This is a genomic window from Pseudomonas asturiensis, assembly GCF_900143095.1.
GTDB lineage: Bacteria > Pseudomonadota > Gammaproteobacteria > Pseudomonadales > Pseudomonadaceae > Aquipseudomonas > Aquipseudomonas asturiensis.
On record NZ_FRDA01000018.1, the window covers coordinates 85,515 to 98,905 of the forward strand.

The following is a 13,391-nucleotide window of genomic DNA, read 5'->3' on the forward strand; positions in this document are numbered from 1 at the left end:
CCGAAACAGGGTGATCCTGTTCAGGCCATGGTATTGGCCACCGGCCCCTCAGAAAAGGTACGGCTTTACATGCAACCCTCTGCACACTCCCGAACACTGCGAGCGACCTGGCTCGCCCAGCTCCAAAGCAGCCCGCTGGTCAGCCTGGGCTTTATAGTCGCCGCCCTGATCGTTGTGATTCTCGGGGCTATCAGCCTCTACAACGCGTTTTTCGGCACCAGGCAGGTCAACTTCAACTACGCGCTGCTGGGCGGTACAGCAGGCTTCGCAGCCACTGCGCTGGGCGCCGTCATGGCCGTGGTGTTTCGCAATATCGCGCAGCGCACCCAGGACATCATGCTGGGCTTTGCCGCTGGCATGATGCTGGCGGCCAGCTCTTTCTCGCTGATTCTGCCGGGGCTGGAGGCGGCCCGGGAAATCACCGGCACCGGCCCGTTCGCAGCGGCGACCGTGGTCGCCGGCCTGGCACTGGGCGTGCTGCTGATGCTGGGTCTGGACCGGTTCACCCCGCATGAACACGAAAGCTCAGGACGTCACGGTCCGCATTCGGACCGCATCAATCGAGTCTGGCTGTTCGTGCTGGCTATCACGCTGCATAACCTGCCCGAAGGCATGGCGATCGGTGTGAGCTTTGCGGGCGGCGACATGAACGTCGGCCTGCCCCTGACCACAGCCATTGCCATTCAGGACATTCCGGAAGGCCTTGCCATCGCCCTCGCCTTGCGCGCAACCGGCCTGTCGGCCTACAAGGCCATGCTGGTCGCCATCGGCTCCGGCCTGATGGAGCCACTGGGTTCATTGATTGGTCTGGGTATATCCAGCGGTTTTGCCATTGCTTACCCGCTGAGCATGGGTCTGGCAGCGGGCGCGATGATTTTCGTGGTCTCTCACGAGGTCATCCCGGAAACCCATCGCAACGGTCACCAGACCTCGGCAACCCTGGGACTGATGGGCGGGTTCGCGGTGATGATGTTTCTGGACACTGCTCTGGGTTAACCGCGCAGTGCCTGCAGCGATGGCACGGCATGAATGCCGGCTGCCGCTGCCAACTCCAGCACGCGGGCTTCATCGTTGCCGAACACCAGAACGGCCTGCAGCTCATCGTCCAGCGGCTGACTGAAGTCCATCAGCACATAGCCGCCCATTTCTTTGTTCATGCTGCTCAACTGAATCTGAATACGATTGAGCGCCACAAGCGGCTCTATTTTGCTCAGCTGTTTAGGCTTGATGTTGAACGCCACGTCCTTGCCGAAAGACTGGACGATCTGTTCGAACAAATCGGCATACGTGTCGGCTTGAAACAATACGGTCGCCGGCAGGCTACCCACCACCACCCACTCACCCAGCGGAATCGGGAAGGTGTCGTCGTAGTTGATGTCGGGATTGGCTGTCAGAAACGCCTGCGGATCGGCGTATGCCTGGGCGGCTTCGTCGGCGACCCGCACGATGTCTTCATCGCCCATGCACCCGGAACTGATTTTGCTGATTAATTCGACGAGTGAGTCTTTCATGGGGGCGATCCTGATAGCGGGTAAAAAAGAGGCGCGAAGGATAACGGGAAATCCTTCGCGCCTCTACGCCATTGGCATCGACGGGGTGCGGCTCAGACCGGCTGCACACCCAGTTTACTCAGTTGCTCTGCCGTTCCCGTCGCGCCCATGGTCTGGGCCGCGCCCAGCGCATTCACGCCCTTGGCATCACGGACATGCGGGTCGGCGCCCTTGGCGATCAGGTAGTCGACAATCTCCGTACGGTTGAACATGGCCGCCATCATCAATGCAGTGCGACCATCAGCCGACGCGCCTTCTACTTCCGCGCCGCCTTCGACGAGCATTTTGACCACCGCCAGGTCGCCCTTGAAGGCTGCACCGGCGATAGGGCTCTGACCATTATCGTTACGAATTTCAGGGTTGGCCTTGTGGTCTAGCAGCACGCGCACAGCGTCCTGGTGGCCGTGATAGCTGGCCAGCATCAGCAAGGTGTCGCCCTTGTGATTGCGCAGGTCGGCTGGCAGCCCCTTTTTCAGAAGCCGTTCGAGCATCACTGCATCGCCCTGGCGAGCGACGTTGAACACCTGTTCGGCGAACTCTGCAGTTTCTTCGTCCGTCATCGTCTTGGGTTGGTGGCTCGTTGAATCAGTCATCAGTCACTCCTTGGCGCGCGGTCATCCGGGAATCCGATGTACCCGGCAGCGGTAAACACACTGACCGCAAGTCTTGCCAGCTGTTCGATCAGGGTCAAGCGATGCCGTGGATAGCGAAAAATGTGGATCCGATCATCGCGCCAGGCATTTGGTTCCCCATAAACGGCAAAATGCAGGATGCACGACAGGCATTCATGCAAAATGCACGAAGAGATGAAATTCGAAATATTATAAGTTATTGATTTTAAAGGTGAATATTTTATAGCGAATGCTGGCACAGACACTGCACTAGTACTACCAAGCTTGTTATCCCGTGAGCAATGGAGCCGCTAGACATGACTTTTATTCAAGAAAAATTCGCTTCCGTATTCTCCGACTACACCGTTACCACCCAGCCACGTCCAGACGGCGGTGTGCTCTTGTCGCTGCGTAACGATGAAGGCAAACAGATCCGTCGCTCCGTGTCTTATGCACAACTGCACACTCCGGTTCAGCTGGAATGGGTCATCAGCGCCATTCGTCGCGACCTGGCTGCACAAGCCAGTGAACTGCCGGCGATTTCGATGCTGCAGAGCCAGCACCGCTTCGACCTGCCGACTTATCACACCCGTTGATGCTTCACGCTTTATGTCGCTCCCGCCGGGGCGGCACTGTTGTACGCTCTCTCATCCCTTGTTCACCGCGATAACAATGCTTATTTGTTATCGCGGTTTTTTTTGGCCTGTTCAGCCTATTAATCCCCGACACAGGGCTTCCCCGACAGCCTGCGCCTTGTTGGCCACGCCCAGCTTTGAATAGATCGTTTTGAAGTGATACTTGACCGTAGCCTCTGAGACACCTCGAATCACCGAAATCTCCCAAGCCGTCTTGCCATTTCTGGCCCACTGCAATATTTCCAGTTCCTTTCGGGTCAGCCCGCGAGAGTTGGACCCGATCCCGCGGCACACCCGATGCAATACCGGAACCAGGCTGGTGATCAGGTATTTGTCTTCAGGACCAAGTGCCCGCCGCATGCCGCCCAGGGTAATGACCGAGGTCACACTGTTCATATCCCGACAATGGCCGGTATAGCCATAAGACATTGCAGGCAACAGCTGGCAGGCGGCCAACGCCTCTTCATACCAGACAGGGGCAGGAAACAGCCGCAACGCATCTCGCCAATCCAGAAATCCAAGATTATTGCGGTAGAAGCGGATCACCGGGTCCTGAGCGATCATCTGTGCCCGCCCATACTCACGACGCCAGGCTTCGTCGACGTTGGAGGTGACGAGCGCCAGCAGACGAGCGCTCTTGAGCTGGTAAAACATGGCTGTTTCGCAGCCGCACTCGCGCCGCAGCCACTCAAGCGCATTCTCGATGGCAGTCTGGCCGTCGAATTCGGTGATCGTATTGACCATCTGTTCTATCAATGAGCCCATTGTTACGTTGTCTGTCATGGCACTGCACATCGCGGCCGCTCCCTACGCACCCTCGACACATGCACTGTTGGCAATTTGATTGACGAGGGGTCTGAAGGCGCGAAACTTACACGATTAACAACGTTTAAAAACAACGATTCAAACAAACAGGATTAACGCACTTACAGCCCGGCAGAGCCCTACACAACGGAAGGACACTGCCTACAAAAAGTGCCTGATTGACAGAAAAAACGTGTGCAGAAAGGCCCGTCGTCAGAGGCTCTGGAAGCTCTTGGGGTCAATGGCCGCGAAGCTGGCGACATTCTGATGCCCCACCAGAAGTCCGTCGGCGCGCACGAGGCCACAGGTGGCCATGCCAGCCGCCTGCGCGGCATCCAGTTCTTCGACAATGTCGGAAAGAAACAGAATGTCCCCAGGCTCACAGCCAATGGCCTGAGTGATCGTTCGGTACGATTGCGCTTCACGCTTGGGCCCGGACGTGGTGTCGAAATAACCACTGAACAATCCGGAAAGATCACCCGCCTCGGAGCAGCCGAAAATCAGCTTCTGGGCCTGTATCGAGCCCGAGGAATAGACGTAGAGCCTGTAACCCTCTTCATGCCAGCGCTTCAAAGCCTCGACGGCGTCCGGGTACACGTGCCCCTTGAGCTGACCGGCGTTGTAACCCTGCTCCCAGACCATGCCTTGCAGCGCCTTGAGCGGCGTGGCCTTGCGATCCTCGGCAATCCACTGCAAGAGAATCCCGATGACCCGTTCGACGTCGGCGTCAGGTTCGCCACTGTCGCTGCGCACGGCCTGCAATTGCGCTGCAACGGCGGGCTTCTCGGCATTCTGGCGAACAAAGTCCGGCAAGTGCTTTTTCGCGAACGGAAACAACACGTCGAACACGAAACTCACCGCACTGGTCGTGCCTTCGATATCCGTGAGGATGGCTTTAATGGGCATCAGGGTGTGGCTCCTCTCAAGCAACAAGTCAGTCTTCAAGCCTTGGAAAACGACCGGCGATGTCTTCGCCGGTGAAGTTCGCCACCCAGCCTTCAGGATTATTGAACAGGCGGATGGCGACGAAATGAGGGTTCTCGCCCATGTCGAACCAGTGCTTCGTTCCGGCGGGGACGGAAATCAGGTCGTTCTTTTCGCACAGCACGGCGTACACATAATCGTCGATGTGCAGGGTGAACAAGCCACGGCCCGCGACGAAGAAACGTACTTCGTCCTCGCCATGACGATGCTCTTCAAGAAATTTGGCACGCAACTCGGCTTTCTGCGGGTGATCGCTGTTGAGGCTGATGACATCCACGGTCACATAACCGTGCTCGGTCATCAGCGCGTCGATCTGGCGACGATAGGCGTGGATGACTTCTTCCTGAGAAGCACCCGGCGTGATCGGCGTAGCGGCTTCCCAGCGCGCAAACGAAACGCCCTGCTCGGCCAGCGTCGACGCGATGTCTTCAAGGTGAGTCAGTACCTTGTTGGGTACTTCGGGGCTTGAAACGTGATAAACGGACAGGCTGCTCATGGTAAAAATCCTCGGTTCAAGGCTTGGCAACACCTTCCGGCTTTTACAGGCCGGTCAGGCACACACTCTTGTTTATCGCGTGACGCTCAGCGGTTCAATACCGCACGCATCTTCAATTCGCATTCGAACAGAAACTCGAAGGCCTCGATCTGACGCAATGCATCGCTCATGTGCGCTCCCCAGGTGTACAGGCCGTGGCCGCGAATCAGATAACCCGCGCAATCGGGATGGGCATCAAGCCACGGCTGCACTCTGGCGGCCAGGCGGGCGATATCCTGATCGTTGTCGAAGATCGGCACCACCACCCGCGACTCGTGAGTGACCACACCCTGGAAGGCCTTCTGCAGTTCGTAGTCCTCGAACACCAGATGATCGGCATCGGTCAGTCTGGACAATACCGTCGCGTTCACCGAATGGGTGTGCAGTACCGCGCCGACCTGCGGCTTGCAGCTGTACAGTTGAGTGTGCAACAGCGTTTCGGCGGACGGTTTCTTGCCTGGCTCCAGGCTGGAGCCGTGCAGGTCAGTGGCCAGCACATCGTCGATGCCCAACTGGCCCTTGTGCTTGCCGGACACAGTCAGCAGCGCTTCGCTGGCCGACAGTCGCACCGAATAATTGCTGCTGGTGGCAGGCGACCAGCCGCGGCCGTACAGAAAACGACCGGCCTCGATGATCTGTTGTGTCAATTGTTCACGGGTCATACACCTTCCTCTTTCCTGGGTGTGACAATCATGATGGCTGCGGCCAGTGCCGCAACACTGGCAATGGCAAAGGTCCAGAAGGAACCCAGCACGTTCCAGCTGTAGCCTGCATACAGTGCGCCCAGCGCACCACCAACACCGGACAGCGCTGCATAGAGTGCTTGTCCCTGACCTTGCTGGCGGGGGCCGAAGCTACGTTGCACGAAATGGATGGCAGCGGCGTGAAAGCTGCCGAATGTTGCAGCGTGCATGACCTGAGCGAGCAGCAACACCGCCAGGTGCTCGGCAAATGCACCCAGCAGCAACCAGCGCAACGCCGCCAACAAAAAACTGGCCAGCAACACCTGACGCACGGAAAAACGCTGCAGAACCCGACTCATGACCATGAACATCAAGACTTCAGCCACTACGCCCACGGCCCACAGCAAACCGATCAGGCCGCGACCGTAGCCGAGCGCCTCCAGATGCAGCGTGAGGAACGTGTAATAGGGCCCATGACTGAGCAGCATCAGCGCCACGCTGATGTAAAACGCCAGTACACCGGGTCGCATCAATTGCCTGAGAAAGCCACCCTCCTCTGCTGGCCGGGTCGAGACCGGCGGCTGCGCATTGGGCACCCACCAGCTGCTGACGGCGATGCCGGCCATGATCGCCAGAAGAATGTAGGGAAACAGGTCCAGACTGAACCACTCGAACAGACGACCGAGCACCACCACCGCAAGAATGAACCCGATCGAACCCCACAGGCGGATCTGGCTGTAACGTGCTGTCTGGCCTTGCAGGTGCGCCAGCGTGATGACCTCAAACTGCGGCAGAATCGCGTGCCAGAAGAACGCGTACAAGGCCATGACCAGCGCCAGCCAGGCATAGCTGTGATCAAGCAGAATGAGCGAGAACGCCAGCAGCGTGCAGATCGCGCCAAAGCGGACAATGGCCAGCCGTCGCCCGGTGTAGTCGCCCAGCCAGCCCCAGATATTGGGTGCCACGCAACGCATCAGCATGGGAATGGCGATCAGTTCGCCAATCCGCGCACTGGAAAACCCGAGATGATGCAGGTACAGCGCCATGAAGGGTGCCGCCGAGCCAAGCAAGGCGAAGTAACACACATAAAACCCGGACAGCCGCCAGTAAGGCAACTGTCCGCCGGGAAGTGGCGCCACGCTAGCAGTCCGCGACAGCCGCAGCGCCCATTACAACTGAGCCAGTACAGGCGTGTTGACGCTGACGTCCGCGTTCTGACCGCGATGACGCAGCAGATGGTCCAGCAGCACGATTGCCATCATGGCTTCGGCAATCGGTGTGGCGCGAATGCCGACGCACGGGTCGTGACGGCCTTTGGTGATGACGTCGGCAGCGTTGCCATCGACATCGATGGAGCGGCCCGGTGTGGTGATACTGGACGTCGGCTTAAGCGCCAGGTGCGCAATGATCGGCTGACCGGAGGAGATTCCGCCCAGAATGCCGCCCGCCTGATTGGACACAAACCCTTCAGGCGTCATTTCGTCACGATGCTCGGTGCCACGCTGGGCAACGCAATCAAAGCCTGCGCCGATTTCCACGCCTTTGACGGCATTGATGCTCATCAGCGCATGGGCCAGTTCGGCATCCAGGCGATCAAAGATCGGCTCGCCCAGACCCGGCATGACACCTTCGGCAACCACGGTAATCTTCGCGCCGACCGAGTCCTGGTCGCGACGTAACTGGTCCATATAGGCTTCCAGTTCCGGCACCTTGTCAGGGTCGGGGCAGAAAAACGCGTTGTCCTCTACCGAATCCCAGGTCTTGAACGGAATCTGGATAGGGCCCAACTGACTCATGTAGCCACGAATGACAATGCCCTGAGTCGCCAGGTACTTCTTGGCGATAGCACCCGCTGCGACACGCATGGCGGTTTCACGCGCGGAGCTACGACCGCCGCCGCGATAATCGCGGATGCCGTACTTATGGTGGTAGGTGTAGTCGGCATGAGCAGGCCGGAACAGATCCTTGATGGCCGAGTAGTCCTTGGACTTCTGATCGGTGTTGCGGATCAGCAGGCCGATGGAGGCGCCTGTGGTCTTGCCCTCGAAGACCCCCGAGAGAATCTCGACCTCATCGGCTTCCTGACGCTGCGTGGTGTGCCGGCTGGTGCCCGGCTTGCGGCGATCCAGGTCGCGCTGCAGGTCCTGCAGGTCCAGCTCAAGCCCTGGCGGGCAGCCGTCGACGATCGCGACCAGCGCCGGACCGTGGCTTTCGCCGGCAGTGGTGACAGTGAACAGCTTGCCGAAAGTGTTGCCGGACATGCGGGCGCTCCGAAAAATCAGTCAAAAAACCGAATCAATGAATCAAGCGCGCCAGTATACGCAGGCTCGTCGCTCAGTTCATCCTCGAACCTTCCGTGACGGCGTGCGTCCAAGCGAGACCCCGCCCCAATGATGGCCTTGCGATGTTATCTGGTAATCCCTTGATGAAAGCTCCAAACCTGCTGCGCCTGCTGGTTCTGCCGATGACATTGATGCTCAGCCTGCTGAGCGGACTGGCCAGCGCAGCCACGCCCAGCGTGGTGCAACGGCCCATGAGCGTGGACACCGGCAACGGCAAGCTCTACGGCACGCTGCTGATGCCCCGCGCCGACACGCCCGTACCGGTGGTCCTTATCATTGCAGGCTCAGGCCCGACGGACCGCGACGGCAATAACCCCGAAGGCGGACGCAACGACAGCATGAAACGCCTGGCAGTCATTCTGGCCACCCATGGCATCGCCAGTGTGCGCTATGACAAGCGCGGCGTCGCCGCCAGCAAGGCGGTGACCCCGGACGAACGCGACCTGAGCGTCGAGCGCTATGTTGCCGACGTTCAGCTGTGGGTCCGGGCGATCAGAGCCAACCCGCGCCTGGGTCAGCTAATCCTGCTGGGGCATAGCGAAGGCGCATTGGTGGCCAGCCTGGCTGCCGAGAAAGCCGACGCCGCAGCGGTGATTTCGGTCGCAGGCACCGGGCGACCGGTGGATCAGGTGCTGCGTGAGCAGTTTCAGGAGCGCCTGCCGCCCGAATTGTTGCAGCGCAGCAACGAACTGCTCGATGAACTCAAGGCAGGCAAGACCGACGACAAGGTGCCGCAGGAACTTGAGGTGGTGTTCCGCCCCAGCGTGCAGCCTTACCTGATCTCGCTGTTTCGCCAGGATCCAGCCGACGCATTCGGCAAGCTGAAAATGCCTGCATTGATCGTTCAGGGTCGCAACGACATTCAGGTCGGCGTGGGCGACGCCCTGCTGCTGCAGAAAGCCAGGCCTGATGCCGAGCTGGCACTGATCGATGGGATGAATCATGTGCTGCGCATTGTCCCGGACGATCTTGAGCAACAACTGCTGTCCTACCGCAACCCTACGCAGCCCTTGGCCAAGGAAGTGACGGCCCGGATCCTGCGCTTCATCAAGGCATTGCCCCCCGCCTGACAGAAGATTTGACGCCAGCAAACCGTGAACCCTTCAGTCTGGCAAAAGGCTGCCGATAGCGGAGTGCTGGCGTTGTGTTTGCTGCACAGCGCCAAGGACAGGACCGCCATTGATGACTGACACGACTATGACCGACACCGTCGCTGAACCCGAGAACGCGGAAGCCGCCGCGCCTGCGCCGCCGCAGCCGTGGGAAGATGTGGTGCCCGAGCAGTTCCAGATGCTGCGTCTGTCGCCATTGCCGACCGACCGCGCCACGGGCGGCCGACCGCTGCGCTTCGTGCAATTCGGACGCGCCGAGCGTCACAGCAAGGAGCTGAGCCTGCTGCGCATCAGCATTCAACTGCCCGGCCAGCGCGTGCGCAAGGAGCAGAACAACCTGGATATCTGGGTCGATCACGAAAAACGCATGGTGCGCTTCGGACCCGAGTCCGGCCTGCAGATCGAGCCCTGGAACCGGGGCATCGGCCGCTTTCTGATTGCCCATGGCGTGCACTGGGCTCAGCGCAAATGGTCATCGTACAAGATCGAGAGCGTGGCACTGGCGAGCAAGGACGGTCTGAACGAAGACACACGCCTGCGCCGTGACCACTTTCTGCGTACGCTGGGCTTCGAGGTTGTGTACGCCGATGCCCAGCACATGAAGGGCAGCATCAAGGATGTCCACGTCGGCAATCTGCATAGCACCTGGAACAACGACAAGGTGCAGATCATCGAGATCCTTGAAGCCTCGCAGATGCTGGAAAAAGCCGAAAAGAACCTGCTGGAGCAGGAAGTCACCATTCGCCAGCATGAGGATCGGGTCAGCAAATACAAGCGCGAAGACAGCAGCCTGCGCTTCACGATTGCGTGCCTGGTCACCTTCGCTGTGTTTCAGGCGGGCCTGCTGATCTGGATCGCCACTCACCGCTGACGAGGCGGCACATGCCGTGCCGCCGTTCAGGATTCACTCAGACGCGCGACTGAAACAGCGCCTGATGCGCAAGGCACTGCTCGGCGGTCAGCATGAACACGCCGTGACCGCCGCGCTGGAAGTCCAGCCAGGCGAAATCGACTTCCGGGTACAGCGCCTGAACATGCACCTGGCTGTTGCCCACTTCAACGATCAAAAGCCCCTTCTCGGTCAGGTGATCCGCCGCCTCGGCAAGCATGCGACGCACCAGATTCAGTCCATCGCTGCCACAGGCCAGCGCCAGCTCAGGTTCGTGCTGATACTCCTCGGGCATGTCGGCAAAATCCTCGGCATCGACATACGGCGGATTGGAGACGATCAGGTCGAAACGCTGCCCGGGCAAGCCGTCAAAGCCATCGCCCTGCACGGTGTAGACACGGTCTTCCATGCCATGACGCTCGATGTTCTGATTGGCCACTTCAAGTGCGTCATAGGACAGGTCGGCCAGCGCGACCTCGGCGTCCTTGAACTCGTCCGCACACGCAATACCGATGCAGCCAGAACCGGTGCACAGGTCCAGGATGCGGCTTGGCTCGCTGGCCAGCCAGGGCGCGAACCGGTCTTCAATAAGTTCGGCGATGGGCGAACGCGGAATCAGCACGCGGTCATCGACAATGAACGACATGCCACAAAACCAGGCCTCGCCCAGCAGGTACGATGTAGGAATACGATCGTCGATACGGCGCTTGATCAGGCGCTGCAGCTCGGAGATCTCATCGACTTCCAGGCGGCAGTCCAGGTAGCTGTCGGCAATTTCCCACGGCAGGTGCAGCGCTCCCAGCACCAGTTGCCGCGCTTCATCCCAGGCGTTGTCGGTGCCATGACCGAAAAAAACATCCTCCTCGTGAAACCGGCTGACAGCCCAGCGAATATGGTCGCGCACCGTACGCAAGCGGGAAGTGATCATGGGCAGACTCCTTAAAAACGACGCGTCACTTGGGCAGACCGAATGCAGATCAAGGCTGCACTCTTCGTACCTGGCAGGCGTGGAAGTTTCCATCATTCGCGATCCGTCATCAAGGCAAACCGCCAGCAACGGCGCCTCCTGACTGCCCTGCAGGCCAGAAAAACCGCGACTTGTGATCGTTGCCATTCCCATAACCCTTCAGCCAGAGGACAATGCTGCAAAAGCCCCACTCAAAAGGAGCCCTTGAATGCCTTCCCTCAAGACCATGTTTCAACTCAGCGGCCGTGGTCATGCACCGGCCAACCTGAGCAATGCCACACTGATCATCATCGATGCACAGAAAGAGTACCTCAGCGGCCCTCTGGCCCTGACCGGCGTCGATGAAGCCCTGGCCAATATCGGCCAACTGGTTGCCAAGGCCCGCGCGGTGAAATGCCCGATCGTCCACGTCCGTCACCTCGGCACAGTGGGCGGTCTATTCGATCCGCAGGGCGAGCGCGGACAACTGGTCCCCGAACTGCAGCCGCTGGGCGATGAGCATCTTGTGGAAAAGCGCCTGCCCAACGCCTTCAATGGCACCGGGCTGCACGACCTGCTGCAACGGCTGGGGCATCTGGACCTGATCGTGTGCGGCTTTATGAGTCATTCGAGCATCAGCACCACCGTTCGCGCCACCAAGGATTATGGCTACCGCTGCACGCTGGTTGACGACGCCTGCGCAACCCGTGACCTGCCGAGCCGGCATGGGGTGGTAAGCGCGCAGGTCGTGCACCGTACCGAGATGGCGATCATGGCCGACAACTTTGCGACCCTGGCGCTGACCAAAGACCTGATCTGAAACATGCCCGACCCAACGGTTGTGTGAACGCATCCACATAACCGCCCATCCTTTACTGCCCTCCTTTGCGTCCGGAACGGGAACCCACTCATCCCTGTTCGGGTCAAAGCGCCGATAAACATAGAGGAAACCGGAATGAAAATATCCGATGGTTTCGACGCCCGCAGGCTTCGCCCCAAAGGCCCGCGAAACTGGCGGACGCGGATAGGCACTGCGATTGCCTCCGTCCTTCTGGTATCCGGCATGCTGCTCGCACTGGCGGGTGCGTCCAGCCTGATCATGCATCCTCAGGCACTGGCCGAGCTGAACGCGAACCCTGCAGGCGCAGCGGTGGTTGCGGTGATCGGCCTGTTGGTGCTCTTGCTGGGGGTATGGCTGTGGCGCAGATGCCGTCGTGGCCCAGGCAGGTCGAACGGCCTGAGCATGTCAGCCCACCTGATGAAAAAACACGACTGAACTGCTCGTCTTAATGGTTAAACTAGCCCCCTTCGCGGAGGCCCCATGCAAGACGACGATTTTTCCCTGTTCAGAAGCGAGACGCGTGGCGTCAAGCCTATCAAGCACGAACACGCCGATGTCGGCAAACCCAAAACCGACCGTAAATTACTGGCCCGCCTGCGTCAGTCTGCGACCGTGCGCACCGACTCGGTGACGGTCGACGGCCTCTCGGATCAATTCGTGATCGATGTCGGTCCCGAGGACGTTCTGAGCTGGACACGTGACGGCGTTCAGGAAGGTCAGATGCGCAAGCTCAAGCTGGGGCAGATCAGCTTTGAAGGCAGCCTGGACCTGCATGGGATGAGCGTGGAGATGGCCCGGGAAACACTGTGGGAGTTCCTGGCCGAAGCCACGAAGCTGGAAATCCGTTGCGTGCGCGTTACCCATGGCAAGGCAGTCCGGCTGGACGGCAAGCGCCCGATGATCAAAAGCCACGTGAACACCTGGCTGCGCCAGCATCCTCAGGTGCTGGGTTTCTGCTCCTGCCTGGCCAAACATGGCGGTGCAGGTGCGGTGTATGTGATGCTCAAACGCACCATGATGGAAGGCCGCGACGAATAGCCGCGGCGGCCTCCCGTTATCAGCCGGGCCAGTGACCGGCTGACAGGTTCAGCGGTTGCTGCCTCCAGGCGCAAAACCCGGACCAGGACCGCCGCCGCCCGGCCCCTGATGATGACCTCCGCCACCGCCTCCGCCGCCACCATGCCCGCCCGGACCGGGCCAGAACGGCCAGCAGCCCGACATTGAAGACAGCACGATGGCAAACATCGCTACTTTGATTATTCGACTCGACATCCCGGATTCGCTCTTTCAGACAGTTATTTGAAGACCTGTCCATCAGACCGCGCGGCGCACGCAAAGTGGGTAGCCAACGGGTTGCCATCGGGTAAGCAAGACGATACAAAGCGTCGTTTTGCAGCAGCGCCGTGCACCTGCCCCCGCCTGTAAGTTACTATATGTGACTTGGCGAAAGGCTCATGCC

The 13,391-nt window shown here is 59.6% G+C and carries 17 protein-coding genes; 7 read left to right on the top strand and 10 right to left on the bottom strand.

Annotation, left to right across the window (positions count from 1 at the left end):
* The first annotated feature begins 69 nt into the window (after positions 1-69).
* Positions 70-996 carry a ZIP family metal transporter gene (locus tag BUB69_RS24005; RefSeq protein WP_073171559.1) on the top strand — a complete coding sequence of 309 codons (927 nt, stop codon included), beginning with the start codon at positions 70-72 and terminating at the stop codon, positions 994-996.
* Here the strand turns inward: BUB69_RS24005 and BUB69_RS24010 are convergent.
* Both BUB69_RS24010 and BUB69_RS24015 read right to left on the bottom strand, forming a co-directional pair.
* Positions 993-1,511, bottom strand: a complete 519-nt coding sequence (locus BUB69_RS24010) for a hypothetical protein (protein ID WP_073171561.1) — start codon at positions 1,509-1,511, stop codon at positions 993-995. The genes BUB69_RS24005 and BUB69_RS24010 overlap by 4 nt on opposite strands.
* 92 nt (positions 1,512-1,603) lie before the next feature.
* Positions 1,604-2,143, bottom strand: coding sequence for an ankyrin repeat domain-containing protein (locus BUB69_RS24015; RefSeq protein ID WP_073171563.1), 540 nt, complete (start codon positions 2,141-2,143; stop codon positions 1,604-1,606).
* A gap of 335 nt (positions 2,144-2,478) precedes the next feature.
* On the opposite strand from BUB69_RS24015, the gene BUB69_RS24020 reads away from it, so the two are divergent.
* Positions 2,479-2,757 carry a DUF3509 domain-containing protein gene (locus BUB69_RS24020; RefSeq protein WP_024688140.1) on the top strand — a complete coding sequence of 93 codons (279 nt, stop codon included), beginning with the start codon at positions 2,479-2,481 and terminating at the stop codon, positions 2,755-2,757.
* Positions 2,758-2,868: 111 nt separating this feature from the next.
* Here the strand turns inward: BUB69_RS24020 and BUB69_RS24025 are convergent, their stop codons facing one another.
* From BUB69_RS24025 to aroC, 6 genes are all read right to left on the bottom strand, one after another.
* A complete protein-coding gene (locus tag BUB69_RS24025; protein WP_073171566.1) occupies positions 2,869-3,591 on the bottom strand; it encodes a helix-turn-helix transcriptional regulator in 723 nt (240 codons plus the stop codon).
* A 222-nt stretch (positions 3,592-3,813) separates the two neighbouring features.
* Positions 3,814-4,506: an acireductone synthase gene (gene mtnC / locus BUB69_RS24030; RefSeq protein ID WP_073171568.1), complete on the bottom strand. Its 693-nt coding sequence runs from the start codon at positions 4,504-4,506 to the stop codon at positions 3,814-3,816.
* Between the two features lie 28 nt (positions 4,507-4,534).
* Entirely contained in the window at positions 4,535-5,080 is a 546-nt protein-coding gene (locus tag BUB69_RS24035; protein ID WP_073171571.1) for a 1,2-dihydroxy-3-keto-5-methylthiopentene dioxygenase, read from the bottom strand.
* Between the two features lie 86 nt (positions 5,081-5,166).
* Positions 5,167-5,781 (bottom strand): methylthioribulose 1-phosphate dehydratase, encoded by a 615-nt coding sequence (locus tag BUB69_RS24040; RefSeq protein WP_073171574.1) that lies wholly within the window; start codon positions 5,779-5,781, stop codon positions 5,167-5,169.
* A complete protein-coding gene (locus BUB69_RS24045; RefSeq protein WP_073171576.1) occupies positions 5,778-6,941 on the bottom strand; it encodes an MFS transporter in 1,164 nt (387 codons plus the stop codon). Before BUB69_RS24045 ends, BUB69_RS24040 begins: the two co-directional genes overlap by 4 nt.
* A gap of 30 nt (positions 6,942-6,971) precedes the next feature.
* Positions 6,972-8,063 carry a chorismate synthase gene (gene aroC, locus BUB69_RS24050; protein WP_073171579.1) on the bottom strand — a complete coding sequence of 364 codons (1,092 nt, stop codon included), beginning with the start codon at positions 8,061-8,063 and terminating at the stop codon, positions 6,972-6,974.
* Positions 8,064-8,206: 143 nt separating this feature from the next.
* Here aroC and BUB69_RS24055 point away from each other — a divergent pair, with 143 nt between their 5' ends.
* Entirely contained in the window at positions 8,207-9,214 is a 1,008-nt protein-coding gene (locus BUB69_RS24055) for an alpha/beta hydrolase (protein ID WP_073171582.1), read from the top strand.
* 112 nt (positions 9,215-9,326) lie between these two features.
* Positions 9,327-10,127 (top strand): hypothetical protein, encoded by an 801-nt coding sequence (locus tag BUB69_RS24060; protein WP_073171585.1) that lies wholly within the window; start codon positions 9,327-9,329, stop codon positions 10,125-10,127.
* 37 nt (positions 10,128-10,164) lie between these two features.
* On the opposite strand, the gene prmB is transcribed toward BUB69_RS24060, so the two are convergent.
* Positions 10,165-11,073: a 50S ribosomal protein L3 N(5)-glutamine methyltransferase gene (gene prmB, locus BUB69_RS24065; protein WP_073171588.1), complete on the bottom strand. Its 909-nt coding sequence runs from the start codon at positions 11,071-11,073 to the stop codon at positions 10,165-10,167.
* 247 nt (positions 11,074-11,320) lie between these two features.
* Here prmB and BUB69_RS24070 point away from each other — a divergent pair, with 247 nt between their 5' ends.
* From BUB69_RS24070 to BUB69_RS24080, 3 genes are all read left to right on the top strand, one after another.
* Positions 11,321-11,911 carry a cysteine hydrolase family protein gene (locus tag BUB69_RS24070; protein WP_073171591.1) on the top strand — a complete coding sequence of 197 codons (591 nt, stop codon included), beginning with the start codon at positions 11,321-11,323 and terminating at the stop codon, positions 11,909-11,911.
* Between the two features lie 135 nt (positions 11,912-12,046).
* A complete protein-coding gene (locus tag BUB69_RS24075) occupies positions 12,047-12,367 on the top strand; it encodes a hypothetical protein (protein ID WP_073171595.1) in 321 nt (106 codons plus the stop codon).
* Positions 12,368-12,412: 45 nt separating this feature from the next.
* Positions 12,413-12,970 carry a Smr/MutS family protein gene (locus BUB69_RS24080; protein WP_073171598.1) on the top strand — a complete coding sequence of 186 codons (558 nt, stop codon included), beginning with the start codon at positions 12,413-12,415 and terminating at the stop codon, positions 12,968-12,970.
* 48 nt (positions 12,971-13,018) lie between these two features.
* Here the strand turns inward: BUB69_RS24080 and BUB69_RS24085 are convergent, their stop codons facing one another.
* Positions 13,019-13,204, bottom strand: coding sequence for a hypothetical protein (locus BUB69_RS24085; RefSeq protein ID WP_073171601.1), 186 nt, complete (start codon positions 13,202-13,204; stop codon positions 13,019-13,021).
* Positions 13,205-13,391: the final 187 nt, after the last annotated feature.

Coding starts and splice junctions, on each gene's coding strand:
- BUB69_RS24015 (WP_073171563.1), bottom strand. CDS start 2,143: ATGACTGATTCAACGAGCCACCAACCCAAGACGATGACGGACGAAGAA.
- BUB69_RS24025 (WP_073171566.1), bottom strand. CDS start 3,591: ATGTGCAGTGCCATGACAGACAACGTAACAATGGGCTCATTGATAGAA.
- mtnC (WP_073171568.1), bottom strand. CDS start 4,506: ATGCCCATTAAAGCCATCCTCACGGATATCGAAGGCACGACCAGTGCG.
- BUB69_RS24035 (WP_073171571.1), bottom strand. CDS start 5,080: ATGAGCAGCCTGTCCGTTTATCACGTTTCAAGCCCCGAAGTACCCAAC.
- BUB69_RS24060 (WP_073171585.1), top strand. CDS start 9,327: ATGACTGACACGACTATGACCGACACCGTCGCTGAACCCGAGAACGCG.
- BUB69_RS24040 (WP_073171574.1), bottom strand. CDS start 5,781: ATGACCCGTGAACAATTGACACAACAGATCATCGAGGCCGGTCGTTTT.
- BUB69_RS24070 (WP_073171591.1), top strand. CDS start 11,321: ATGCCTTCCCTCAAGACCATGTTTCAACTCAGCGGCCGTGGTCATGCA.
- BUB69_RS24080 (WP_073171598.1), top strand. CDS start 12,413: ATGCAAGACGACGATTTTTCCCTGTTCAGAAGCGAGACGCGTGGCGTC.
- BUB69_RS24005 (WP_073171559.1), top strand. CDS start 70: ATGCAACCCTCTGCACACTCCCGAACACTGCGAGCGACCTGGCTCGCC.
- BUB69_RS24020 (WP_024688140.1), top strand. CDS start 2,479: ATGACTTTTATTCAAGAAAAATTCGCTTCCGTATTCTCCGACTACACC.
- prmB (WP_073171588.1), bottom strand. CDS start 11,073: ATGATCACTTCCCGCTTGCGTACGGTGCGCGACCATATTCGCTGGGCT.
- BUB69_RS24075 (WP_073171595.1), top strand. CDS start 12,047: ATGAAAATATCCGATGGTTTCGACGCCCGCAGGCTTCGCCCCAAAGGC.
- BUB69_RS24010 (WP_073171561.1), bottom strand. CDS start 1,511: ATGAAAGACTCACTCGTCGAATTAATCAGCAAAATCAGTTCCGGGTGC.
- aroC (WP_073171579.1), bottom strand. CDS start 8,063: ATGTCCGGCAACACTTTCGGCAAGCTGTTCACTGTCACCACTGCCGGC.
- BUB69_RS24055 (WP_073171582.1), top strand. CDS start 8,207: ATGTTATCTGGTAATCCCTTGATGAAAGCTCCAAACCTGCTGCGCCTG.
- BUB69_RS24085 (WP_073171601.1), bottom strand. CDS start 13,204: ATGTCGAGTCGAATAATCAAAGTAGCGATGTTTGCCATCGTGCTGTCT.